The organism is Halarcobacter mediterraneus (assembly GCF_004116625.1).
Classification (GTDB): domain Bacteria; phylum Campylobacterota; class Campylobacteria; order Campylobacterales; family Arcobacteraceae; genus Halarcobacter; species Halarcobacter mediterraneus.
The window spans coordinates 100416-124177 of the sequence record NZ_NXIE01000001.1 but is presented as its reverse complement, the minus strand read 5'-3'; the positions used below and the strand labels follow the sequence as shown (position 1 = coordinate 124177).

The 23762-nt window shown below is 29.3% G+C and carries 26 protein-coding genes and 1 riboswitch; of the genes, 10 read left to right on the top strand and 16 right to left on the bottom strand.

The window, feature by feature from the left end; all coding sequences use genetic code 11:
* The first annotated feature begins 5 nt into the window (after window positions 1-5).
* The 6 genes from dapA to CP965_RS00605 all read left to right on the top strand — a co-directional run bounded on the left by dapA (window position 6) and on the right by CP965_RS00605 (window position 5548).
* Window positions 6-893, top strand: coding sequence for a 4-hydroxy-tetrahydrodipicolinate synthase (dapA, locus tag CP965_RS00630; protein WP_129060097.1), 888 nt, complete (start codon window positions 6-8; stop codon window positions 891-893).
* Window positions 893-1672, top strand: a complete 780-nt coding sequence (locus tag CP965_RS00625) for an enoyl-ACP reductase (RefSeq protein ID WP_129060096.1) — start codon at window positions 893-895, stop codon at window positions 1670-1672. Before dapA ends, CP965_RS00625 begins: the two co-directional genes overlap by 1 nt.
* The gene (gene pgsA, locus CP965_RS00620) at window positions 1672-2214 is read left to right on the top strand and encodes a CDP-diacylglycerol--glycerol-3-phosphate 3-phosphatidyltransferase (protein ID WP_129060095.1); all 543 of its coding nucleotides are present in this window, start codon (window positions 1672-1674) and stop codon (window positions 2212-2214) included. Before CP965_RS00625 ends, pgsA begins: the two co-directional genes overlap by 1 nt.
* A 14-nt stretch (window positions 2215-2228) precedes the next feature.
* Window positions 2229-3281 (top strand): RIP metalloprotease RseP, encoded by a 1053-nt coding sequence (gene rseP, locus CP965_RS00615; RefSeq protein ID WP_129060094.1) that lies wholly within the window; start codon window positions 2229-2231, stop codon window positions 3279-3281.
* 3 nt (window positions 3282-3284) lie between these two features.
* Window positions 3285-3962: a YggS family pyridoxal phosphate-dependent enzyme gene (locus CP965_RS00610; protein WP_129060093.1), complete on the top strand. Its 678-nt coding sequence runs from the start codon at window positions 3285-3287 to the stop codon at window positions 3960-3962.
* 86 nt (window positions 3963-4048) lie between these two features.
* Window positions 4049-5548, top strand: a complete 1500-nt coding sequence (locus CP965_RS00605; RefSeq protein ID WP_129060092.1) for a hypothetical protein — start codon at window positions 4049-4051, stop codon at window positions 5546-5548.
* A gap of 7 nt (window positions 5549-5555) precedes the next feature.
* Here the strand turns inward: CP965_RS00605 and trpC are convergent, their stop codons facing one another.
* The 4 genes from trpC to CP965_RS00585 are packed head-to-tail and all read right to left on the bottom strand — an operon-like array spanning window position 5556 to window position 8699.
* Window positions 5556-6347: an indole-3-glycerol phosphate synthase TrpC gene (gene trpC / locus CP965_RS00600; protein ID WP_129060091.1), complete on the bottom strand. Its 792-nt coding sequence runs from the start codon at window positions 6345-6347 to the stop codon at window positions 5556-5558.
* On the bottom strand, window positions 6344-7636 hold the full coding sequence (locus CP965_RS00595; protein WP_129060090.1) for a tetratricopeptide repeat protein: 1293 nt from the start codon (window positions 7634-7636) through the stop codon (window positions 6344-6346). Before CP965_RS00595 ends, trpC begins: the two co-directional genes overlap by 4 nt.
* Complete coding sequence (locus CP965_RS00590) at window positions 7612-7992, bottom strand: YkgJ family cysteine cluster protein (RefSeq protein WP_129060089.1); 381 nt, start codon at window positions 7990-7992, stop codon at window positions 7612-7614. Before CP965_RS00590 ends, CP965_RS00595 begins: the two co-directional genes overlap by 25 nt.
* Window positions 7989-8699 carry a tRNA1(Val) (adenine(37)-N6)-methyltransferase gene (locus CP965_RS00585; RefSeq protein ID WP_129060088.1) on the bottom strand — a complete coding sequence of 237 codons (711 nt, stop codon included), beginning with the start codon at window positions 8697-8699 and terminating at the stop codon, window positions 7989-7991. The genes CP965_RS00590 and CP965_RS00585 overlap by 4 nt, the downstream gene beginning before the upstream one ends.
* A gap of 223 nt (window positions 8700-8922) precedes the next feature.
* On the opposite strand from CP965_RS00585, the gene CP965_RS00580 reads away from it, so the two are divergent.
* From CP965_RS00580 to CP965_RS00565, 4 genes are read left to right on the top strand one after another with little or no spacing between them, the layout of a single operon-like run.
* Entirely contained in the window at window positions 8923-9240 is a 318-nt protein-coding gene (locus tag CP965_RS00580) for a 4Fe-4S dicluster domain-containing protein (protein WP_129060087.1), read from the top strand.
* 9 nt (window positions 9241-9249) lie between these two features.
* Window positions 9250-10380 (top strand): 2-oxoglutarate synthase subunit alpha, encoded by a 1131-nt coding sequence (locus tag CP965_RS00575; protein WP_129060086.1) that lies wholly within the window; start codon window positions 9250-9252, stop codon window positions 10378-10380.
* Window position 10381: 1 nt separating this feature from the next.
* The gene (locus tag CP965_RS00570) at window positions 10382-11218 is read left to right on the top strand and encodes a 2-oxoglutarate ferredoxin oxidoreductase subunit beta (RefSeq protein WP_129060085.1); all 837 of its coding nucleotides are present in this window, start codon (window positions 10382-10384) and stop codon (window positions 11216-11218) included.
* An 8-nt stretch (window positions 11219-11226) separates the two neighbouring features.
* The gene (locus tag CP965_RS00565) at window positions 11227-11784 is read left to right on the top strand and encodes a 2-oxoacid:acceptor oxidoreductase family protein (RefSeq protein WP_129060084.1); all 558 of its coding nucleotides are present in this window, start codon (window positions 11227-11229) and stop codon (window positions 11782-11784) included.
* Between the two features lie 22 nt (window positions 11785-11806).
* On the opposite strand, the gene CP965_RS00560 is transcribed toward CP965_RS00565, so the two are convergent.
* From CP965_RS00560 to CP965_RS00505, 12 genes are all read right to left on the bottom strand, one after another.
* Complete coding sequence (locus CP965_RS00560; RefSeq protein ID WP_129060083.1) at window positions 11807-12196, bottom strand: allophanate hydrolase-related protein; 390 nt, start codon at window positions 12194-12196, stop codon at window positions 11807-11809.
* A 2-nt stretch (window positions 12197-12198) separates the two neighbouring features.
* Window positions 12199-13530, bottom strand: coding sequence for an allophanate hydrolase (atzF, locus tag CP965_RS00555; protein ID WP_129060082.1), 1332 nt, complete (start codon window positions 13528-13530; stop codon window positions 12199-12201).
* Window positions 13527-17123, bottom strand: a complete 3597-nt coding sequence (uca, locus tag CP965_RS00550) for an urea carboxylase (protein ID WP_129060081.1) — start codon at window positions 17121-17123, stop codon at window positions 13527-13529. The genes atzF and uca overlap by 4 nt, the downstream gene beginning before the upstream one ends.
* Before the next feature lie 102 nt (window positions 17124-17225).
* Window positions 17226-17846, bottom strand: a complete 621-nt coding sequence (locus tag CP965_RS00545; RefSeq protein WP_129060080.1) for an urea amidolyase associated protein UAAP2 — start codon at window positions 17844-17846, stop codon at window positions 17226-17228.
* A 9-nt stretch (window positions 17847-17855) separates the two neighbouring features.
* Window positions 17856-18578 (bottom strand): urea amidolyase associated protein UAAP1, encoded by a 723-nt coding sequence (locus CP965_RS00540; protein WP_129060079.1) that lies wholly within the window; start codon window positions 18576-18578, stop codon window positions 17856-17858.
* Window positions 18565-19305, bottom strand: a complete 741-nt coding sequence (locus tag CP965_RS00535; RefSeq protein ID WP_129060078.1) for an ATP-binding cassette domain-containing protein — start codon at window positions 19303-19305, stop codon at window positions 18565-18567. Before CP965_RS00535 ends, CP965_RS00540 begins: the two co-directional genes overlap by 14 nt.
* Window positions 19306-19307: 2 nt before the next feature.
* Entirely contained in the window at window positions 19308-20120 is an 813-nt protein-coding gene (locus tag CP965_RS00530; protein WP_129060077.1) for an ABC transporter permease, read from the bottom strand.
* 12 nt (window positions 20121-20132) lie between these two features.
* Window positions 20133-21212: a putative urea ABC transporter substrate-binding protein gene (locus tag CP965_RS00525; RefSeq protein ID WP_129060076.1), complete on the bottom strand. Its 1080-nt coding sequence runs from the start codon at window positions 21210-21212 to the stop codon at window positions 20133-20135.
* Between the two features lie 46 nt (window positions 21213-21258).
* A riboswitch (guanidine-I (ykkC/yxkD leader) is annotated at window positions 21259-21355 on the bottom strand.
* Window positions 21356-21448: 93 nt separating this feature from the next.
* Complete coding sequence (locus CP965_RS00520) at window positions 21449-21769, bottom strand: DMT family transporter (RefSeq protein WP_129060075.1); 321 nt, start codon at window positions 21767-21769, stop codon at window positions 21449-21451.
* Window positions 21770-21796: 27 nt separating this feature from the next.
* Window positions 21797-22339 (bottom strand): HD domain-containing protein, encoded by a 543-nt coding sequence (locus tag CP965_RS00515; protein WP_129060074.1) that lies wholly within the window; start codon window positions 22337-22339, stop codon window positions 21797-21799.
* Window positions 22339-23181 (bottom strand): 3'-5' exonuclease, encoded by an 843-nt coding sequence (locus tag CP965_RS00510; RefSeq protein ID WP_129060073.1) that lies wholly within the window; start codon window positions 23179-23181, stop codon window positions 22339-22341. Before CP965_RS00510 ends, CP965_RS00515 begins: the two co-directional genes overlap by 1 nt.
* A complete protein-coding gene (locus tag CP965_RS00505; protein WP_129060072.1) occupies window positions 23168-23761 on the bottom strand; it encodes a phosphoribosylanthranilate isomerase in 594 nt (197 codons plus the stop codon). Before CP965_RS00505 ends, CP965_RS00510 begins: the two co-directional genes overlap by 14 nt.
* Window position 23762 lies beyond the last annotated feature (1 nt).

Sequence of the window (23762 nt, the reverse complement as noted above, 5' to 3'; positions counted from 1 at the left end):
ACTATATGGATATTATGACAGGTGCAATGACAGCATTAATTACACCATTTAAAAATGGAAAAGTTGATTTAGAAAAATATGAAGCACTTATAAAAAGACAAATAGAACAAGGTATAGACGTAGTTGTACCTGTGGGAACAACTGGAGAGAGTGCAACTTTATCTCATAAAGAACACAAAGATTGTATAGAAGTTGCTGTTGCAACATGTAAAGGTACAAATGCAAAAGTAATTGCAGGTGCAGGTTCAAACGCTACACATGAAGCTTGTGATATTGCAAAACATGCTCAGTCAGTAGGAGCTAATGGGATTTTATCAGTAACACCATATTATAATAAACCTACACAAGAAGGTTTATATCAACATTATAAAGCAATTGCTCAATCAGTTGAAATACCTTTTATGCTTTATAATGTTCCAGGAAGAACAGCAGTTGCAATTGAAACAGATACAATTATTAGACTTTATGATGATGTTGCAAATATTTATGCAGTAAAAGAAGCAAGTGGTTCTATTGAAAAAATTGTAGAACTACAATCAAAAAGAGAAGAATTAGTTATTATTTCAGGAGAAGATGCCATTGACTTCCCTATTCTAGCAAGTGGAGGGAAAGGAAATATTTCAGTTACGGCAAATATTTTACCTAATTTAAAATCAAAACTTGTTCATTCTTGTTTAGAAGGTGATTTTGCAAATGCAAAAAAAATAAATGAAGAATTGTACTCTTTAAATTCTGTACTTTTCTGTGAAAGTAATCCTATTCCAATTAAAGCAGTTATGTATATTGCAGGATTATTAGATACATTAGAATATAGACTTCCTTTAACTGCTCCAAGTGCAGAAAACTTGAAAAAATTAGAAAAAACGTTAGAAAAATATGAGGTAATTAAATAATGAGTAATGAAATGAAGGGGAAAACTTTAGTAATTTCTGGTGGTACAAAAGGTATTGGAAAAGAGTGTGTTTATAAATTTGCAAGTAATGGTGTTAATGTAGCATTTACTTATAACTCAAATGCTGAAATTGCTGAAAATATTTGTAAGGATATTGAAGAAAAGTATGCAGTAAAATGCAAGGCATATCCTTTTAATATACTTGAACCAGAAAAATATAAAGAACTATTTTTAGAAATTGACAAAGATTTTGATAGAGTTGATTTCTTTATTTCAAATGCTATGATTTATGGTAGAGCAGTAGTTGGTGGTTATGGTAAGTTTATGAAACTAAAACCAAGAGGATTAAATAATATCTATACAGCAACAGTAAATGCCTTTGTATGTGGTTCGCAACAAGCAGCTAAAAGAATGGAAAAAGTTGGAGGAGGAGCTATTGTTTCTTTATCTTCAACAGGGAACTTAGTATATATTGAAAATTATGCAGGTCATGGAACAAATAAAGCAGCTGTAGAGGCTATGGTTAGATATGCTGCAACGGAACTTGGAGAAATGAATATTAGAGTAAATGCAGTATCAGGTGGTCCTATTGATACAGATGCTCTTAAAGCATTTACAAATTATGAAGAAGTTAAAGCAAAAACTGCTGAATACTCTCCTTTAAATAGAATTGGCCAACCTGAAGACTTAGCACAATCTTGCTACTTCTTATGTACAAAAGAAGCATCATGGGTTACAGGACATACTCTAATTGTTGATGGTGGGACAACATTTAAATAATGCCAAAAACCTTAAATCTACCAAACACACTAGCCCTTTTTAGAATAGTATTAGCTCCGCTAATGCTATGGTTTTTAGTTGAAAGAGATTCTACAATCTTCGCTTCATGGCATCCTTCTTGGCTTGATTATTTTGCAGGTTTAATTTTTGTTATTGCCTCAGTTACTGATTTTTTTGACGGTTTTATTGCAAGAAAATGGAACCAAATGACAAAGTTAGGTGCTATTTTAGATCCTCTTGCAGATAAAATGCTAATACTTGCAGGATTTATTGGTCTAATGATTATAGATAGAGCTTCTGCTTGGGCAGTATTTTTAATACTTTCAAGGGAGTTTTTTATAACAGGACTCAGAGTTGTTGCCGTAAGTGAAGGTAAAAATGTAGCTTCTACTATGGCAGGAAAAATTAAAACTGTATTTCAAATGATTGCTATAGGTTTTTTAATTATGAATTGGCCTTTTGCAACTACACTATTGTGGATTGCTGTTGTTCTAACTATGTATTCAGGATATGAGTACACAAGAGATTATTTTAAAGTTTAAATGGAGTTTTTCAATTGGGTACTATAACTTTTTTACTTGTTCTTTCTTTTTTAGTGTTTTTTCATGAATTAGGTCACTTTTTAGCTGCAAGATATTTTGGAGTAAAAGTTGAAGTTTTTTCAATTGGTTTTGGGAAACAAATTTTTTCTAAAATGTATAGAGGAACAAAATGGCAAATAGCATTAATTCCCCTTGGTGGTTATGTAAAGATGAAAGGGCAAGATGACACTAAACCTGGTCTTTATGAAGAAGGAACAGACTCTTATAATAATAAAAAACCTTGGCAAAGGATAGTTATTCTTTTTGCAGGACCTTTTGCAAACTTTGTACTTGCAGCAATTTTATATTTTATAATTGCCCTTGCAGGAGCAAATACACTAAGCCCTACAGTAGGTAAAGTTCAAGAAAACTCTCCTGCTCTTAAAGCTGGAATAAAATCTGGCGATGAAATTATTAGAATAAATAACACTGAAATTAAAACTTGGGAAGATATTGGTAAAACTATAATTTCAACAGAAGGTGCTTTACAATTTTACCTAAAAAGAGATGGAGAACTTATCTCAAAAATCATAAGACCACATATTTCAGATACACAAAATATGTTTAAAGAAAATATTAAAAAAAGAATGATTGGAATATCTCCTGCTCCAAAACTTGTAACTATTTATCACAACCCAATTGAAGCACTATCTTATGCATGGGATAAAACTATAGAATCTTCTAAAATGATATTTTTAGGTGTACAAAAATTAATTCAAGGAATTATTCCAAGTAGTGAAATTGGTGGAGTTATTACAATAGGAAAGGTGATTTCTGATGCAAGTGAATCTTCAATTATAGCTTTACTTGCAATTACAGCACTAATTTCTGTTAATTTAGGTGTTCTAAACCTTCTTCCTATTCCTGCTTTAGATGGTGGGCATATTATGTTTAACCTTTATGAGATTATTGCAAGAAAAAAACCAAGTGATAAAGTATTTGTTTATTTAACAATTACTGGTTGGGTAATTTTAGCTTCCTTAATGCTACTTGGAATATACAATGATTTAAATAGATTATTAGGATAAAAAATGGATAAAAATAAAGCTGTTAAAAATTTAGATAAAGTTATTTCAAAAGTAGAAGCAGCAAGACTTAGAGTTTCAGAACATCATATTGTTAAAATAATTGGTATTTCTAAATACTCTAATGCTGAAGATGTTGCAATGTTATATAACGCAGGTCAAAGAGCTTTTGGAGAAAATAAAGTTCAAGATTTAAAACAAAAATCACAAGAACTTGATGAACTACCACTTGAATGGCACTTTGTAGGAAGATTACAGAAAAATAAGATTAACAATTTAATTGATTTAAACCCTACTTTAATGCAATCATTAGATTCTCTTGAATTAGCATATGAATTAAATAAAAAACTAAAAACAAAAAATAAAACAATGTCTTGTCTTCTTCAAATAAACTCTGCAAAAGAAGACAGTAAAGCAGGTGTGCTTCCAGAAGAAGCAAAAGAAGTTTATGAAAAAATATCAAAAGAGTGTTCAAATATAAAATTAAAAGGTATTATGAGTATTGGAGCACATGTAGAAGATAGGGAAATAATAACTAATTCATTTAAAATAACAAAATCTATTTTTGATGAATTAAAAGAATATAATCCAAAATACTGTTCAATGGGAATGAGTTCTGACTTTGAATTAGCCATTGCTTGTGGCTCTAATATGATTAGAGTTGGCTCTACTTTATTTAAATAATTTATTGAATAAAGTATAAATTAAACTATGATATAATAGAAAATAATTTAAAAAAAATATTTTCTCATATTTTTTAAAGGTCTTAGATGAATGATGTAAATGATGTTAAAAAATGGCTTACAAAAAAAGGAGTTGAAAACTTCACTATATCTGAAGATTTATACATAACTGTTCATGGAAGTGTTAACTTAGAAGGGAAAATTGACGAAAATGAACTACCTATAAAGTTTGATGTAATTGATGGATATTTTAACATCTCAAATAATAATCTTACTTCTTTAAAAGGCTCGCCAAAAAAAGTAGTAAGGGACTTCAATTGTTCTTATAATCAATTAACTTCACTTTTTGGTGCACCAAATGAAGTCGGAGATTTTGACTGCTCAAATAATGAATTAAAAAACAATCTATCTTATGGACCAAAAGAAGTTAATGGTTACTATAATTGTTCAAATAATAGACTTGAATCAATTGAGGGTGCGCCTAGAAGTATTACTGGTTTTTTTAATTGCTCTAATAATGTACTAACAACTTTAGAAGGTGGTCCAAAATATGTAGAAGGAACTTTTGACTGTTCTAAAAATAGATTAGAATTACTTAGGGGTGGACCTATTACAGTTGGACAAGATTATGCTTGCTACTGGAATCAATTAAAAAATCTTAATGATATAGCCGATGAGATTTCATGGAACCTTTTTACTGATATTTCTTTAAATCATATTTCGAGAAACTTTGATGATGAAAAGAAAATGTGGAAATATAAAGGTGAAGAGGTAATTGGACATATCTACAAACCTTTATTAGCACTTACTACGAAAGATGAAGTTGAAAGATGGCTTCATAGAAATGGAATCAAAAAGTATAATGTACTTCCAGACAACTCAGTAAGAGTTCACGGAGATGTTAGACTTTCAGGAAAATTAGAAAATCTTTCAAAACTTCCTCTTAGATTTCATGAAGTAGAAGGGGATTTCGATATTAGTGATAATGAACTAACTACCTTAGAAGGAAGTCCTAAAAGAGTCGGTGGAGACTTTTTAGCTTTCAAAAATGAATTAGTATCTTTAAAAGGTGGACCAATTGAAGTAAATAAAAACTTTATTGTTTTAAGAAATAATATTACTTCTTTAGAATATGCTCCTGTAAGAGTAAAAGAAGATTTCATCTGTTCTCATAATCCAGTTAGATCTTTAGTTGGACTAGTTGAAGTTGGAGGATATGTATTTACTAATGTATATTTAGAAGATGTTAAATCTCAAGAGTTTGTATATAATTCAGTAAAAACATATAAATACAAAGGTGATAGTTTAATTACTTACTTGGAAAAAGAGTGTAAAGTTCTTACAAAAGAAGAAAAAGTATTTGAAAGAACAAGAAAAAATCTTCAAACAGTAATAGGTAAAATGATCAATAATGATACACTAAAAAAAGAAATGATTAATGATACTTTACTTAATAACCTTACAAAATATAATCTAGATGATTTAAAAGAGATGGTATTACTCATAAAGAATCCACCAAAAACACAAGCAAAAAAAGAATTAAGTGAAAGTGAAATTCTAAGTAAAGTATTTGATGAAGAGCTTTAGCGTTATTTTATGCTAAAGCACTCTTAAATTTTTTAAGTTCTTCTTCAATAGATGGAACTCTCATAAAATGTTCTCCTATTAAGAAAGCATCTGCTCCTATTGAACTTAATCTTTTTATAGTTTCTATGTTACTTACTCCACTTTCAGCAACTATAATCTTTCCATTTGGAATCATAGGAATTAATTCATCACAAAGATTCATATCCATTTCAAAGGTTTCAAGATTTCTATGATTTATACCAATTATATTTGCTCCACAGTGCATAGCTTTTTTTAAGTCTTCTTTATCATGAATTTCTACTAATACTTCTAAACCTAAATGTAAAGCATACTCATAAAGCTCTTTTAATTGTTTGGTACTTAAACTTTTTGCAATAAGTAAAATAAAATCAGCTCCATATACTAAGGCTTCAACTATTTGGTATTTATCAAGAATAAAATCTTTTCTAAGTAAAGGTGTTGGAACATATCTTCTTATTTGAGTTAGATACTCTAAATTACCTTGAAAGTAGTGAGGTTCAGTTAGAACTGAAATGGCATTTGCTCCATTTTCTGAATACTCTTGAGCTATTTTCAAAGGATCAAAGTCTTCTTTTATAACACCTTTACTAGGACTTGCTTTTTTTACTTCCGCAATTATTCTTATTGGCTCTTCTTTTGTAGAAGTTAAATAAGGTTTAACATCTCTTGGAGGATAAGGGTTTGCACTTAAACTTCTTCCCAACCAATCTAAAGAATACTCTTTTTTTCTTCTTTCGACGTCTTCTAATGTTCTTTTATTTATTTCATCTAATATCACTTACTACACTCCTTAATTTTTTCCCAATGATTTATTATTTCTTCATCATTTAATCCAACACCATCAACAACTTTTTTCATATTGATTTTTGCATTTTCACAATCCCCTAATTTGTATTGAGCCCAAGCAAGAGAATCTATATATGCAAAGTTATTCGGTGCTTTTTCTAAAGCTTTTTTTACTAAAGTTAAACCTTTTTTAACATCAATATCAAAATCTATTAAAAGATATCCTAAATAGTTTTGATAAATATGATTATCTAATACAGCTAAAACATCTTCAAATTTTTTAATTACATCTTTTAATACTTTTTTCTTATCTTTTGCAACTTCAAACTCTAACATTGCAATTTGTGCAAGATAATCAATATTTCCTGTTTCTTCATAAAGTTTTTTTACTAAAAATAAAGCTTTGTCTGTTTTTCTTGCTGTTTGATATAAAGATAATAACTTTTCATCATCTGCTTGACTTTCTTCTAAAAAACTTATTGCTTCATTAATATCTTTTTTTTCTAAGTAATATATAAGTAGTTTATATACCTTTTGTAAAGTATAATCATTCCCTGTCTCTTTAAAACTATTATAAGTCTTTTTTAAAACAGAAATTACACCATCAATATCATTTTGTTCTTGATAAAAACCTAATAGTTTTGAACAAATAAGATTTGTACAACCATAAAGTTTTAAATGTGATTCTAAATAATTTATAGCTTCTTGTTTTTCATTTAAATAAGAATACATAATATCTACAAGATTAAGTAAAGAGCTTGAAGTTAATGAGTTTGTATAAATTTGTTTAAAAATTTCTTTAGCTTTTACATAATCTTTTTTAAGCAAATATATATTTGCTAATAACTCTTTATTTGAATCAGTATTGTACTTTTTAAGTAATTTATTCAAAATCATCTCTGCTTTATCAAAATTCTTAGTTTGTATCAAAGCTAAAGCATAAATTTTTAAAATCTTATCTTCACTATTTTTAATATTCTCTAAATTCTTATCAACAATAGAAATAACCTCTTTATATTCTCTCATTGAGAAATTAAGCCTTACATATTCTAGTAAATATTCATCATTTAAAGTAGTTTGGTATAGGTTATAAAATAATTGACTCGCTTCTTGTTTATTTCCTTGTTTGATATATTCTAAAGCAAATAAAATTGATTGATTCTCTTCTTGATTTTGTTCATACTTAAAATCTTTACTAATCAAGTTACTATTTGATTTACTACAACCAAATACAATAAATACTGTAAATAATAATATTAAAATTCTTTTATAGCTGGGCACTCTTTTATAACCTCTTCTTTATTCTTTTTAAAATAGTCCCAAAATGGGAATGTTCTACATTGAGTAGGTCTAGCTTCATAAATACCACATTGTTTTTTTTCTAAATCAAAAAAGATACAGGCAAAATTGTCTTCTGCTAATTTTCTCTCTTTTATACTATATCTATACCCTCTTTTTTCTATATAACTTTTAGATAATTCTTCTAATGATATATTTAAATGATTTTTTAAATTTTCTATTTCTTGCTTATTAACCCAAATATTGCCACTTTCTCCTATGCAACAATTTCCCTCACAAGTTTCGCAACCTTTTGGATTAAAAGCAAAATCATACCCATCTTTTCTAACTAAACTCATATTTCTACTTTTATACTATGTGTTGAAGATTTTTTATATATTTCTTGAACCTCTTGTGTAAAATCTTCATTTTCAAAAACAACTAAAGGTTTTAAAACATTTAATAGAGATTTAGAATTTTTTCTAGCATAAACCAAAACTAAAGTAGCATCTTTATGCTTTTTTGGATGAACAAATTGTAATGATTCAATATTTAATTTATACTCTTTTAAATAAACTATTATATCATCTAATTGTTTTACATCATAACAGAAAAAGAATTTGCCTCCATCTTTTAAAATATTTGAAACTTTTTTTATAAATTGCTTTAAAGGCAAGCTATCATTATATCTTGCTATTTTAATATTTTCATTTTCACTTTTTATAACACTACTATGATAAAAAGGTGGATTTGATACACATATATCAAAAAACTTATCAAATTCTAAATCTAAAAAAGACCCTTTATATAAGAAAGTTTCTATTTTATTGCACTGTGCATTTTTATAAGAAAGTTCTTGAAAAGCATCTTGAATTTCACATTGGTTAAGCTTTAATCTATCATAATCCCTTGCTACTAATAAACCTAAGATACCGCTTCCACTTCCAATATCAAGTAAATTACCTTTTATATTTTTAAATTTTTTTAAATTTTCAGAAATAAAATTATGTAAAAAGTGAGTATCACTATTGTAACAATACCCATTACTTGGTTGATATAAAAGCAAAGTTTCCCCTAAATAAATTTTTCCAATTATATCTAATAATATATTTAAATTTAGTGAGAGAAAAGAATAAATTATCAATATTACAAAGATTTTGAACTTCCCTTAAAATAAGTGTTTGACAGAATATTTTAATTATATTTTATATATAATATTTAGTTAATATTCTTTAATAATAGTTTAGAATAAGTATATATATTTATAAAAAAAATGAAAAGGAGAACATATGTCAATAATGAATGCTCCTGCAAATACTCCTGTATGGGTAAATGAAGATAGATGTAAAGCATGTGATGTATGTGTATCAGTTTGTCCAGCTGGAGTTCTTGCTATGAGACAAGAACCCCATTCAACATTAGGGGCAATGGTGGAAGTTATAGAAAAAGACTCATGTATAGGCTGTATGGAATGTGAATTATCATGTCCTGATTTTGCAATATATGTAGCAGATAAAAAAGAGTTTAAATTTGCAAAACTTACAGAAGAAGCAAAACAAAGATCTGAAGCTATCAAAAAAAACAATTATAGAAAACTTGAGCCTTAAGGAGTAAAAATGGCAAGAGAATTAATATCAACAGGTAATGAATTAGCAGCACTTGCAGCTGTTGATGCTGGCTGTAAATTCTTTGGAGGTTATCCTATTACTCCATCAAGTGAAATTATGCATACATTATCAGACTTATTACCAAAAAATGGTGGAGCTGCAATCCAAATGGAAGATGAAATTGCAGGAATTTGTGCTGCTTTAGGAGCAGCAATGAGTGGGAAAAGAGCCTTAACAGCAACTTCTGGACCAGGAATTTCATTAAAAGCTGAAAATATTGGTTTAGGTTATATTGCAGAAGTACCTTTGGTTATAATCGATGTAATGAGAGGTGGACCATCAACAGGACTTCCTACTAGAGTACAACAAGGAGATATAAATCAAGTAAAAGCTCCAACACATGGAGACTTTAAATCAATTACTCTTTGTGCATCTACTTTAGAAGAGTGTTACACTCAAACAATAAGAGCCTTTAACTTAGCAGATAGATTTATGCAACCTGTTTTTTTACTACTTGATGAAACAATTGGACATATGAGTGGAAAAGCTATAATCCCTGATTTAGAAGAAATAAAAAATAGTATTATCCCTAGAAGAGTTTTTGAAGGAGCACCTAAAGATTATAAACCTTATGGGGTAAAAGAAGATGAACCTGCTATATTAAATCCAATGTTTCAAGGCTATAGATATCACTTTACTGGTTTACATCATGATGAAACAGGTCATCCAACAGAAGATGCAAATACCTGTCAAAATCTTATGAATAGGCTATTTAATAAAATAGACGCCCACCTTGATGAAGTGGAAGCTTATGAAGAATATATGTTAGATGATGCAGATATTATGATAATAGCTTATGGATCAGTTGCTTTATCTGTAAGAGAAGCTATAAGTAGATTAAGAAAAGAAGGTATTAAAATAGGATTATTTAGACCTATTACACTTTGGCCAAGTCCAGAAAATAAAATCAAAGAGTGGTGTGATAAGATTGAAAAAACTTTAGTTATAGAATTAAATATGGGTCAATATATTCAAGAAATACAAAGAGCAAGTGGAAGAAGAGATTTAGCAACCTTATTTAAATCAAATGGTAGACCAATTGCTCCTTTAGAAATAATTGAAAAAGTAAAAGGATTATAAAATGGCATTTAATTATGATGAATATTTAAGAACAAATAAAATGCCAACTTTATGGTGTTGGGGCTGTGGAGATGGTGTAATATTAAAAGCATTAATCCGTGCAATTGATAAACTTGGTTGGAATATGGATGATGTTTGTGTTGTGTCTGGGATTGGTTGTTCAGGAAGGTTCTCTTCATATATTAATTGTAACACTGTACATACAACCCATGGTAGAACTATTGCCTATGCAACTGGAATAAAACTAGCAAATCCTGAAAAAAAAGTAATCTGTATCACAGGGGATGGCGATGGTTTAGCAATTGGAGGAAACCATACAATTCATGGATGTAGAAGAAATATTGATATTAACCAAATTGTTATAAATAATTTTATTTATGGATTAACAAACTCACAAACAAGTCCTACAACTCCACAAGGAATGTGGACTGTTACTATGAAAAGAGGAAATATAGACCCTACTTTTAATGCGTGTGATTTAGCTATAGCAGCAGGAGCAAGTTTTGTTGCAAGAGAAACAATGTTAGACCCTAAAAAACTTGAAAGAATTTTTGTAAAAGGTTTAGAACACAAAGGATACTCATTTTTTGATATTTTTTCTAATTGCCATGTAAACCTTGGAAGAAAAAATAAAATGGGTACAGCTATGGAAAACCTTCAATGGATTGATGAAATTACAATGGCTAAAATGAAATATGATAAATTAGAAGAAAGTGAAGAAAAAGCAAAACTTTTTCCAACTGGAATTTTAAAGCAAGATAAAGAAGCTAATGAATATACACAAATGTATAAATTGGTTCAAGAAGCACATCAAAATAATACAAAAGTAGAAATGTAGGAGAAGTTATGGCTAAAACATTGATGAGATTTACTGGTGTTGGTGGACAAGGTGTACTTCTTGCTGGTGAGATTTTTGCAGCTGCTAAAATAAAGGCTGGAGGGTATGGATTAAAAACAGCTACTTACACCTCTCAAGTAAGAGGTGGTCCAACTGTTGTTGATATTACCTTAGAAGATGAAGAAATTTTATATCCATATGCAAATGATGGAGAAATAGACTTTATGCTTTCAGTAGCACAAATTTCATACGACCAATTTAAAAGTGGTGTAAAAATTGGTGGAACTATTGTAATAGAACCAAACTTGGTAAAACCAACACAAGAAGATAGAGAAAAATGGAAAATATATGAAATTCCAATTATTACTATAGCAAAAGAAGAAGTGGGAAATGTAATTACACAATCAGTACTTGCCCTATCAATTGCAAACCATATGACAGGATATACAGTAGACAATGATATTTTAAGAAAAACAATGCTTTCTAAAGTTCCTGCAAAAGTTCATGATATAAATAATAAAGCTTTTGATTTGGGATTAAAATACGCTAAAGAAATAACAAAATAAAAACTCTTAATGAGTTTTTATTTTACTTTAAAAAATTTCTCCAACTCTTTAACTCACTTATCTCTTTGGCATCTTTTAAAAAATCTGCCTCACATAAAAATCCATAAACATAAGAGTCATCTTCTAAAAAAACACTTCCTATACAAAGAGGAGAAGCAATTTGCTTCATAAATTTTCCAAAGTTTTCAACCTTAATTGACCACACTTCAAGCTCTATTTGAGAACTACTTGAGCTGTCATAAATCATACCTGGTCTTATAGGGTCTTTATTTTCTAATACAAAAAGTCTATAACCTTTTTTTGTTTGTGTTTTTTTAACAAATTTTGCATCAAGTTCAACTAATTGCCAGTTTAATGCTAAGCCACTCATATGAGCACCACAAACACCTACTAAAATTTCATCTTCTTGCATAATTAATCCTTTGATAAATATCTTGAAGAATATTCAAATAGTAGTTCTTCATCAAAATTATCACCAACTATTGTTACACCAAAAGGAAGTTTATTTTTTCTAAATCCAGCTGGAAGTGCAATAGCACTTAAATCAAGTAAATTCATAAAGTTTGTGTAATATCCAAGATTTGTATTAAGTTGTATTGGATTTGCATTTACCTCAGCAATTTTATATATTGTTCCAGTTGTAGGAGTTAATATAAAATCAAACTTTTCTAATACCTCATCAACATATTTTCTATTTTTTTTCAAAATATACTCTGATTCAAAATAGTTTATAGCATCTATTTTTTCACCACTTTTAACAATAGTTCCAACTGTTTTATTTACAGTTTCCTCATGATTTGTAATCATATCTTTTATTGCAATATATCTTTCAGTTACCCAAGGTCCACTATAAAGTAAATTTGCACTTTCAATAAATGGTTCAAAATCTATTTCAACTGCTGTTGCACCTAAAGACTCAAACTTTTCAACTGCTTTTATATATAAATCTTTTGCTTTTTCATCACCAAAAAATTCTAAATTCTCTTTTTTGGGTATTGCAAAAGTAAACTCTTTTTTTGCTTTTTTAATTGAAGGAGTATAAACTCTACTATAAATATCTTCTTTGTCATATTTATTTGCCACATTAAAAACAGTTTTTGCCTCACTTAATGTCTTTGCAAAAATAGTAACACAATCCAAACTTCTACAAGCAGGAACAACTCCTGATGTACTAATAACTCCTTTAGTTGCTTTTACTCCAATTAAGTTATTAAAAGCAGCTGGAACTCTTCCTGAACCTGCTGTATCAGTTCCTAAAGAAAAACTTGCCATTTCTAAAGCAACACTTACCGCACTTCCAGAACTTGAGCCACCTGAAATATACTCAGGATTTATAGAGTTTTTACACTCACCATAATCACTCCTTGTTCCAACAAGTCCTGTTGCAAATTGATCCAAATTTGTTTTTCCTATTGGAATTGCACCAGCTTCAATTAATTGTTTTACTACAAAAGCAGATTGTTTTGGAATATATTTATACTCTTTACAAGCAGCTGTTGTAGGAATATTTTCTAAGTTTATATTATCTTTTATGGCAAAAGGGATTCCATATAATGGCAAATCTTCAATTTTTTTAGTTTTTAAATTTTTTAAATATGGCTCTAACTCCTGCTTATTTAAAGTATAAATCCAAATATTATAATTTTTTGTTTGCTCTATTTTTTCAAAAATAGAAGAGATTACTTTTTCTACTTTAAGCTCACCACTTAGATATTTTTCTCTTAGAAGTTCGATATTTAAATTCATTTTTCATCCTTTTTTATAACTACTAAAATATCTCCACTTTCTATATTATCACCCTCTTTATATAATATTTTAGTAATAGTTCCAGAAACTTCTGCTTCTATATCTACTTCCATTTTCATAGATTCAAGTACCACTAAAACTTCACCTGCTTCTACCTTATCTCCAGCTTTTACTTCAATTTTCCAGATATTTCCAGACATGATTGATTCAACAACTTCTTCATCAGCTGCTAAAATTAATTGTTCTTTCTCTTCTATGGTTTCAGCTTTAGGAGTAAATTTATCTAAACCTTTCTCTTTCCACATTAACCTTTCATCTTCAAAGGCTTTTCCCCTTATTGTTTGGAAATTTTTTTGTCTAGTTTTATTTTTAACTAAAAACTCTTTATGTTCTTTTAATTTGAAACTTTTATGTTCTATAGTTAAAGGATATTTCCCATATAAAAATTTTTCTCTAATTTCGTGTAATTCTTCGCTAGAAACAAGATAAAACTTAACTTGGTCAAAAAATCTAAGTAACCAAGGTTTACTAAATTCTTTAGTTTGTCTATAAGTATTCCACATTTGTAAGGTTCTTCCAAAAAGTTGATATCCTCCAGGACTTTCCATTCCATACACACACATATATGCACCACCAATACCCACAGAATTTTGTGCTGTCCAAGTCCTTGCTGGGTTATATTTAGTAGTAACTAATCTTTGTGCAGGATCTAGTGGTGTTGCAACTGGTGCACCTAAATACACATCGCCCAATCCCATAACCAAATAATCTGCACTTAATATTATATCTTTAACTTCTTCTTGCTCTTTAAGTCCATTTATTCTTCTTATAAACTCAATATTTGAAGGACACCAAGGTGCATCAGGGCGTACCACTTGTTGATATTTATTAATAGCTAGTTGAATTGAAGGGTCATTCCAAGATAGTGGAAGCCAAACTGTTCTAGAATCTACCTCTAAATTTTCAATATCTCTTAAAGAACTAATTCCAGATATTATTGTTTTTATAACTAACTTTCTACTAATAACTTGAGAATTAAAATGGATTTGTAAACTTCTAATACCAGGAGTTAAATCAATTATTCCAGTTAAATTTTTTTCTTCAATATAGCCCATTAAAGCATGAATAAATAATCTAAGCTCGATATCTAGTTTAAGTTCTCCTGCTTCAACCAATAAAAATTCATTCCCTGCAGCTCTTATTATAATATCCATATTTAATTCATTATAGTTAAGTTTTTCTACAATAGGACTCTCTACCTTTTCATCAAAGTCTATAATATAATCATCCAATTTAGGTAAATTTTTATTTAAAGTAATAGCTTCTTCATAAGCTTTAACCATTTTATCTGCATTTTCTAAACTTATTGGTTTAAACTTGATTTTATCTCCTGCTTTAACTTGTCCAATTTTATATAATTCACATGAGACAATTGTTACAGGGCATACAAAACCCCCAAGACTTGGACCATCAGGTCCCAAAATGATTGGAATATCTCCTGTAAAATCTATACTTCCAAAGGCATAGGCATTATCATGGATATTTGAAGGGTGTAATCCAGCTTCTCCACCATCTTTTCTAGCCCAAGATGGAGTTGGACCAATAAGTCTTACACCTGTCCTACTTGAATTAAAGTGTACTTCCCAAGAGCTTTCAAAAAACATTTTAATATCTTCATGAGTAAAAAAATCTGGACTTCCATGTGGTCCATATACCACACCTATTTCCCATTCATCAGTAAGTTGTGTTTGATCTTGAAGTGGTGTAAACTCTTTTTGTTTTGTTGCATTAAAGCTTAATACATCTCCTGCTTTTAAAGCTCTTCCACCATGTCCACCAAACTCTCCAAGAGTAAAAGTTGAAGCACTTCCTAAATATTTTGCTACATCAAATCCACCTGTGATTGCTAAGTAAGTTCTATTTCCATTTCCAATAACTTTTTTAAACTCTAAAATATCATTTTCATTTACACTAATTGGCTCATACATATTTATCTCTTCGCCATTTAGTTTTGCTTGCATATTTGCTCCACCAATAGCAATGGTAGTTGCTTGTCTGAAATTATAAGTTGCACCCATAAATGTCATCTCAATAAATGATGCATTCTCATCATTGTTAAGAAGCTTATTTAAAAGTCTTGGTGTCAAACTGTCCATTGCACCTGATGGTGGAATACCAACAGCCCAATACCCTTGACGTGCAGGATAATCTTGAATAGTCGTTAAAGTACCCGATTTTAAGACATCCACTTTACAAGGCTTGTATTCAAAACTATCTAAGACTTTTGTATAAAATGAAGTATTTGTAAAAAACTGCTCTTTTGAGATGTGCTCTAAGTACGTTAAGTTTGATTCAATCCCATAAATTCTACTTTGTTTTAAAACCTCTTGTAGTTTTGAGATATTCTCTTCTCTAGTTTCACTTACAACAATCAGTTTTGCTAATAAGGGATCATAAAAAGGGCTTACTTCACATCCGTCCTCTATCCATGAATCACACCTAATATCACTTGGAAACTCCACTTTTGTAATAAGTCCAGTACTAGGTTGAAAGTTTTTGCTGGCATCCTCAGCATATACCCTAACTTCAATAGCATGACCTTTGGGATTGTGATTATACTCAAGCAATGGTGTATTATCACCTGCTGCAATTCGTACCATCCACTCAACTAAATCAACCTCGCAAACTTCTTCAGTAATACCATGTTCAACTTGCAGTCTTGTATTTACTTCTAAGAAGTAAAACTTTTGTGTTTGGGTATCATAGATATACTCAACTGTTCCTGCACTTTTATAGTTTACGGCAAGGGCTAGTTTTCTTGAAGCTTCAAAAAGTTGCTCTCTTAAATCATCACTTAAGTTTGGGGCTGGTGTCTCTTCAATAACTTTTTGATTTCTTCTTTGAATAGAACAATCTCTTTCACCTAATGTTTTTACATTTCTTTGTCCATCACCAAAGATTTGTACCTCAATGTGTCGTGCAGTTTGAATATATTTTTCTAAGAAGACACCACTATTACTAAAGTTGGAACCTGCAAGTTTTATTACACTATCAAAGGCAGAAACAAGCTCTTCTTCATCGAAACAAAGTTTCATACCAATACCACCACCTCCAGCAGTACTTTTTAACATCACAGGATATCCAATCGTATTAGCTGTTGTTTTGGCTTCATCTAAACTGCTTAATAGTTCACTTCCTTCTAACAATGGTACACCATTATCTTTGGCAATTTTTCTTGCAGTATGTTTTAAACCAAAATCTTCAATATGCTTAGAATCTGGTCCTATAAAAACAATGCCGTTTTTTTCACACTCTTTTACAAACTCTACATTTTCACTTAAAAATCCATACCCTGGATGTATTGCATCTACTTCATACTCTTTACAAATATTAATAATCTTTTTAAAATCTAGGTAGGTTTCATTCAAAGATATTCCATGTAATGGTACGGCTATATCTGAATTCATTACAAATGAGGCATGTTTATCTGCTTCACTATAAATAACTACAGATTCAATTCCCATATTTTTTAATGTCTTAATAACTCTATTTGCAATTTCTGCTCTATTTGCAATCAATACTCTTTTAAACATTTTTCCTCTTTTCATAATTTTTATTAAGTATAAAAAAACAGTGTTGTTTTTGTGTTGTTTTTTATTATTTAATAAATAGTTCTTATATAAAAAATATACAAACTATTTATCCCAAATAATTAATTGAATAGGTGTTGGGTTATATCCATTACAAGGATTATTTAATTGAGGACAATTTGAAATTAAAACTAATGTATCCATTTGTGCTTCCATCTCAATATAATCTCCTGGTTTTGAAATACCATCAACAATTGCTAAATGACCATCTTCCTCTACTGGAACATTCATAAAAAAGTTTATATTATTTGTAATATCTTTTGGATTCATCTCAAGCTGTGAAACAATAGTTAAATAGTTATCTCTACAAGAATGCATATATTTTTTATCAAGTCCAAACCTAACAGAGTTACTTTCAGCACTACAATGTCCACCTAAAGTATCATGATTTCCACAAGTATCTTCAACAATTTCCATTAAAACATTATCATCACTACTTAAAAGTTTTGTTCCAGTTGTTATAAAAATACTACCTTGCTCTCTAATTGTATCTGTTGCACTATATCTATCATTTACATTATTAGCATTATAAAAAAGTGTATCAACCGCTTGACAACCTTCTAAATCAACTATTCTAAATGTTTGACCTTTTTTTATAACTTTTCCCCAAGGAAGTCCTGATGGTAGTTTTTCATTATAAATTGCATTTTCTATATTTTTTGACATCTTAAATCCTTATACAAAATATCTATTAGTATTAATAAAGCCTCTTTTAGCCTCTTCTGAATAATCAAGATAATCGTCATCTTTGATTTCAACACTTTCAAAAATAGTAATTTCAACATCACTTGAATTATAAACTCCACTTTTATCCATTGCATGTGGGGTATTTGATAAAATAAGTAAAATATCCATATGAGCAGTTAACTCAATATATTCACCCTCTTTTGCAGTTCTTTCATTTAAAACCAATTTTGAACCATCTTTTACATCAACTTTTCTAAACAGATTAAGAGCTTCTATTAAATCTTTTTTTGTCATTCCATATTTTCCAAGTTCAATTAAAAAATTCTCTTTATCTGATTTATGATATCCATTTCTACAACTTTGATAAGTTGCTTCTCCACCAAAATTTTCTTTAATAACTCTTTCATTACTAATACCACCTAATACATCTAATAATCCATCAGTTGTATCATCAGTAACTGCAAAAAGAACTCTTCCCATTTCAGATAAAAGAACTTTTCCTTTACCTAAAAAAGCGTTCCATTGAACCTTAACTGTATCAGCACTATTAAATCTCTCTGCTGTATTAAAAGCGTTATAAAACATTGCACTTAAACTGGCATTTTCACCTAAGGCTTTTAATCTTACTGTTTGACCTCTTTTTATAATTTTTGACCATTTTACACTTGAAGGTAAGGTCTCACTTAATACAACTTTATCACTTCTTAACATTCTTTCTTTCCTTACTAGAATCTATATCATTAACTATTGTTGACCCATATCTATTTGGATATTTTTCATCAACTTTCACTTTATCAAATACTAAAACTCTTGTTCCTAATTTAAAAGCTTCACTTATATCATGGGTTACCATCACAACTCCAAAGTTTAACTTTGAGTGTATATCTAAAAGTAATTCATGCATATCTAAACTTATACCTGGATCTAATGCTCCAAAAGGTTCATCTAGAAGTAAAAGCTTTGGTTTTTTAACTAAAGACTGAGCTATTGATAACCTTTGTTTCATTCCTCCACTTAATTCATGGGGAAATTTATTTCTTGCATCTTGCAGACCTACTGCTTTTAAAATTTCTTCGGCTTTTTCATAAGCTTCTTTCTTTTTGCTTCCAAAAAGTTTTCCAAAAAACTTAGAAGATTCAAACTCTAAACCAATAATTACATTATCAATTACATTTAAATGACTTAAAGTAGAATATCGTTGAAAAACGATACCCCTTTCATCACTAGGTTCTTGAGGGTAATCATTTCCTTCAAAAAACAGTTTCCCTTTTGTTGGATTCTCTACTCCTAAAAGCATTCTTAAAAATGTTGTTTTTCCACACCCTGAAGGTCCAACTAAAGTACAAAATTCACCCTCTTTCATAGAAAAATTCAAATTTTCCAAAACTATACTATCACCATATATTTTCCATATATTTTTTGCTTCTACTAGATTCATAGTTATTCCTTACCAAACCAAGGAAACAATCTTTGGTTAAAAATTCTTAAAATAAAATCTATTAAGAAAGCCAACAATGTGATCCAAAGAACATAAGGTAAAATTACATCCATAGCTAAATATCTTCTAACCAAAAAGATTCTATATCCTAAACCTTCAGTTGCTGCAATTGCTTCTGCTGAAATTAAAAAAATCCATGCAGTTCCTAAAGTCAATCTTATTGCATCAATTAATCTTGGTAAAATCTGAGGAGTTATAACTCTTATGATAATCTGCCAAGTATTAGCACCAAGTGTTTGAACCTTTATGATTTGTTCACTTGGTATTTCTTTTACCCTTTGGTAAATTTCTCTTGTCATAATTGGAGCAATTCCTAAAATGATTAACACCACTTTAGAAACCTCTCCTAGACCAAATACTATAAATAAAATAGGCAATAAAGCCATAGTTGGAACTAATGAAAAGAACCAAATTAAAGGTGAAACAGTTGAAGTCACATAAGGAATAATCCCTATAGTAACCCCAACTAAAAGAGCAAATAAAGCACTAATTCCTACTCCCATAGCTAATCTTTTTAAACTAGAAAGAGTATCATTCAATAACACATATTCTCCACTTCTTTTACTCTTTTCAAAAGCCAACTTACTCATAGAGTTTATACTCTTTTCTATTGAGGGTAATAATTTATCATTTGGGTTCTCAGCCAATCTCGCATTTGAAGAACTTATATAAACTATCGCTATCAATAAAAAAGGTAATAGCCCTAAAAACAAGTTAGTTGTCTTTGAAGGGACTTGGTTTATTAATCTTTTCATTAGTTATCCTAACTACAGCTTTCCGTCTGCTGCCATTTTCATATATGTATCATCAAATCTTAATTTAATATTTTCTTTATCTCCTATAACTTTTCCTTTAGGAAATTCAATACCAACAAAGGTATAATCACTTGCTCCCTCACCATAAAGTCCTTGGTCAAATGAAAATTTTGCAACAAACTCCATATTTTTAATAATCTCTTTACTATTATTAAACTCTACTGCTGATGCTGCTGTATAATACATATTTGTCGTTTTTAATTGATCTTCAAAACCAGCTAAATCTGTCCCTGAAGCTTTTGCCATAAGTGATTTTAACTCTTTTGCTTTTTGTGTGTCAGTATTCATTAAACTCATCATTTCATACCAAGCACCAACTAAAGCTTTTCCAAGTGCAGGGTTTTCTTTTAAAGTTTGTGTATTTACAACCATTAAATCAATAATTTCACCAGGAATTTTTGAACTATCAAATAAGTTATTTGCTTTTGGCATTGCTAAGATTTCACTAACTTGTGGTTTCCATGTTACAACTGATGTAACTTGTGGTGTAGTATAAGCAGAAACCATATCAGCATCACTTGTATTTACAACTGTAATATCTTTTTCAGACATACCATTTTTTTCTAATCCTCTTGCTAATAAATAATGTGAGATAGATAACTCAACTAAGTTAACGTTTGTGCCTTTTAAGTCTTTAATAGAATTTGCATTTTTTGAGATAACAACATCATTACCGTTTGAGAAGTCTCCAATGATTAGAGCTGTAGAATCAACACCACCAGCAGCAGGAATACCTAAAGCATCAGTATTTGCCATAACACAGCCGTCAAATTCTCCTGAGCTATATTGATTAATTGATTCAATATAATCATTAATTTGTACTATTTCTACATTAATACCATATTTATTTGCCCATTTATCCATGATTTTTTGTGAGGCAATAACATCCCAAGGCATCCAACCAACATAAATACTCCATGCAACTTTGAAATCTTTTTTTGATTGTGCAAAAAGTGAAGTTGAAAAAAGTCCTAAAAATAAAACTATTAATGACAGTAATCTAAACGATTTTGTAAAGGTAGATGTTTTCATCCTGATTTCTCCTAAATAGAATTTAAAACACACTAGGAGGCATAAAACCTCCCGGGCTTTTGTCCCTCCGTGTAACTCTATTTAAGAGTCGGTAGCTCTCGGACCAGTCATCTTTTAAGATCGGAACCCTAGCTTCCTTTTATTAACTGAGGCCTTTGCCTCTCTAATATGTTTTGATAGAACTATTATAAGAAGTTTTTTTTAAGAAAAAAAGAGATAGGCTGTATATAAAATATTCAATTACTAACTAATTTTAAACCTACTATTGAAACAATAAGTGTGAATAAAAAAAATAGTCTTAAAGCACTTGCAGGCTCTTTATAAAAAAGTATTCCAATAAGAATTGTTCCAAAAGCACCTATTCCAGTCCAAACAGCATAAGCTGTTCCTATTGGTATATGTTCTATTGCTTTTGTAAGAAAATAAAAGCTTCCAGTTGCAAATAGTAAAAATATTATTGTGGGAAATACTCTTGTAAAATTATCTGTAAGTTTTAACATTGAAGCAAAGCCAATTTCTAAAAGCCCTGCTAAAATTAAATACATCCATGCAGTCATTTATATCCTTTATAAGAGCAAAAACTTTTAATTAATATATGTAGTATATTCATTTATTTTATCTTCTAATCTTTTTGAAAGATGAATATTACAATTTTTTAAACAAGATAAAATAAATTTAGCTTCTTTTTGATAACTTAATTTTTTTAAACTATCCCAAGATTCTGGTGGTTTTTGCATATTTGATATTCTATCTGCAAGTTTTACCATTTGAATTTCATAAGGTTGACTCATTAATTTATTAATACTCGAAGCCATTTGTTCTTTTTTAGATTCAAGTGTTTCGTCTTTCGTTAAAGCATCAACAGCTTCAGCTACTTCTGGTCCAAATTCTTTATAGATATCATCATATGTTACATCTGTATCTTCTAAAGTATCATGTAAAAGAGATACAGTTATTGCAAAATCAGTTTGCTCAAGTTTTAACTCACTTTGTTCACAAGCATGGATTATTTCCATTGCAACTGAAACTAAATGTGTAATATAAGGAACACCTTTTGGTGTTTTTTGTTCACCATGGGCTTGTGCTGCAAAATTTAAAGCTTTTAAATATTTTTCTTGTGTAAACATTATTTTTCTTCCTTATTTTCTTCTTTTTTACTATTTTGATTTCTTCTTTGATTAACTTGTATTTTAGGCATTATAGGTTTTGCATTTTTTGAAAAATCAATTAATTCTTCCACAGTCGAAACCTCTTTACTAATATGTTTTAAAGACTCTTGTAAAATATATGTAGTACTTAATGCATCACTATAAGCTCTATGGTGATTATCAATTTTAATATGAAGAACCTCTTTTAGTGATTTTAAACCATACTTTTCAGCTTTTATTGTTCTTCTTGCTAAATCAATAGTACAAAGCTTTCTATTATGAAGTTTACCTAAATTATATTTTTCTAAAGAATTAGATATAAAATTATAGTCAAATTTAATATCATGTGCTACAAATACATCATCTTCTAAAAACACTTTAAAATCTTCTAAGACTTTTTTTAAACATGGTGCATTTACAAGCATTTTAGGGGTAATATTTGTAACTCCTTGAATATACTCAGGAATATCTTTTGCATAAACTAAAGACTCAAAAGAATCTATTATTTCATCATTTTTATATTTTACTGCACCGATTTCAATTATTTGGTGTCCTTTATTAACATGTCCACCATTTGTTTCTATATCAACAATACAAAAAGTCTGTTCCTCAATTTTTGTTTGAGAAGTTTTTAAAAAAACTTTATTATCTTCAATTTCTAAAGGAAAGCCATTTGAAAGTAATAATTCAAACTCTAATTCAGGATTGTCAAAAAACTTCTCTTTATTTTTTTTCAAGATTTCTAAGAATTCATCAAAATCAATTGGAGCTTTTTTTAACTTATTTGTAAGATTATTATAAAAATTTCTATTGTATGTCATTTACTGCTTTTACGAAATTAACCATTTTTTGTTTATCTTTTTTTCCCTTACTAGCCTCAACACCTGAACTTACATCAACACCATAAAAAGAGTAATCTTTTATTTCAGAAATATTATTTTGATTTAAACCACCAGCAAGAACTATTTTCGAGCAATCTACTTTATTAAACCATTCTAAAGCAACTCTTTTTCCAGCTCCTCCAAACTCTTCAACAAAGGCGTCAACTAAAACATAATTATTGATATTTTCAATAATATCTTTTTCACTTTTAGCTCGAATAACTTTGATATACTTAAATTTTAAAACATCAAAATCAGTAAAACTATCATCATCAATTACTTGTGCTAATTGCATCTTTGCATTTGTACAAACTTGATTAATATAACCACTATTTTCATTTACAAATAAACCTACAGTTTGAATAAAAGGAGGAAGGGCATCTACAATTTTTCTAGCTTCAAAAGGTTCAATGTATCTTGGACTCTTATCATAAAAAACAAAACCTAAAGCATCTGCTCCTGCTTCAGCTGCTGCAAGTGCATCATCTAGATTTGTTATTCCACAAATTTTTATTTTCATA

Excerpts from the sequence above, each read along its gene's own strand:
- CP965_RS00530 (WP_129060077.1), bottom strand. The coding sequence starts at position 20,120 with ATGAAAAGATTAATAAACCAAGTCCCTTCAAAGACAACTAACTTGTTT.
- CP965_RS00515 (WP_129060074.1), bottom strand. The coding sequence starts at position 22,339 with ATGTTTACACAAGAAAAATATTTAAAAGCTTTAAATTTTGCAGCACAA.
- CP965_RS00505 (WP_129060072.1), bottom strand. The coding sequence starts at position 23,761 with ATGAAAATAAAAATTTGTGGAATAACAAATCTAGATGATGCACTTGCA.
- uca (WP_129060081.1), bottom strand. The coding sequence starts at position 17,123 with ATGTTTAAAAGAGTATTGATTGCAAATAGAGCAGAAATTGCAAATAGA.
- CP965_RS00560 (WP_129060083.1), bottom strand. The coding sequence starts at position 12,196 with ATGCAAGAAGATGAAATTTTAGTAGGTGTTTGTGGTGCTCATATGAGT.
- CP965_RS00625 (WP_129060096.1), top strand. The coding sequence starts at position 893 with ATGAGTAATGAAATGAAGGGGAAAACTTTAGTAATTTCTGGTGGTACA.
- CP965_RS00605 (WP_129060092.1), top strand. The coding sequence starts at position 4,049 with ATGAATGATGTAAATGATGTTAAAAAATGGCTTACAAAAAAAGGAGTT.
- CP965_RS00580 (WP_129060087.1), top strand. The coding sequence starts at position 8,923 with ATGTCAATAATGAATGCTCCTGCAAATACTCCTGTATGGGTAAATGAA.
- dapA (WP_129060097.1), top strand. The coding sequence starts at position 6 with ATGGATATTATGACAGGTGCAATGACAGCATTAATTACACCATTTAAA.
- atzF (WP_129060082.1), bottom strand. The coding sequence starts at position 13,530 with ATGAATTTAAATATCGAACTTCTAAGAGAAAAATATCTAAGTGGTGAG.
- CP965_RS00520 (WP_129060075.1), bottom strand. The coding sequence starts at position 21,769 with ATGACTGCATGGATGTATTTAATTTTAGCAGGGCTTTTAGAAATTGGC.
- CP965_RS00540 (WP_129060079.1), bottom strand. The coding sequence starts at position 18,578 with ATGTTAAGAAGTGATAAAGTTGTATTAAGTGAGACCTTACCTTCAAGT.
- CP965_RS00565 (WP_129060084.1), top strand. The coding sequence starts at position 11,227 with ATGGCTAAAACATTGATGAGATTTACTGGTGTTGGTGGACAAGGTGTA.
- CP965_RS00575 (WP_129060086.1), top strand. The coding sequence starts at position 9,250 with ATGGCAAGAGAATTAATATCAACAGGTAATGAATTAGCAGCACTTGCA.
- CP965_RS00590 (WP_129060089.1), bottom strand. The coding sequence starts at position 7,992 with ATGAGTTTAGTTAGAAAAGATGGGTATGATTTTGCTTTTAATCCAAAA.
- pgsA (WP_129060095.1), top strand. The coding sequence starts at position 1,672 with ATGCCAAAAACCTTAAATCTACCAAACACACTAGCCCTTTTTAGAATA.
- CP965_RS00570 (WP_129060085.1), top strand. The coding sequence starts at position 10,382 with ATGGCATTTAATTATGATGAATATTTAAGAACAAATAAAATGCCAACT.
- CP965_RS00545 (WP_129060080.1), bottom strand. The coding sequence starts at position 17,846 with ATGTCAAAAAATATAGAAAATGCAATTTATAATGAAAAACTACCATCA.
- CP965_RS00610 (WP_129060093.1), top strand. The coding sequence starts at position 3,285 with ATGGATAAAAATAAAGCTGTTAAAAATTTAGATAAAGTTATTTCAAAA.
- CP965_RS00510 (WP_129060073.1), bottom strand. The coding sequence starts at position 23,181 with ATGACATACAATAGAAATTTTTATAATAATCTTACAAATAAGTTAAAA.
- CP965_RS00525 (WP_129060076.1), bottom strand. The coding sequence starts at position 21,212 with ATGAAAACATCTACCTTTACAAAATCGTTTAGATTACTGTCATTAATA.
- CP965_RS00535 (WP_129060078.1), bottom strand. The coding sequence starts at position 19,305 with ATGAATCTAGTAGAAGCAAAAAATATATGGAAAATATATGGTGATAGT.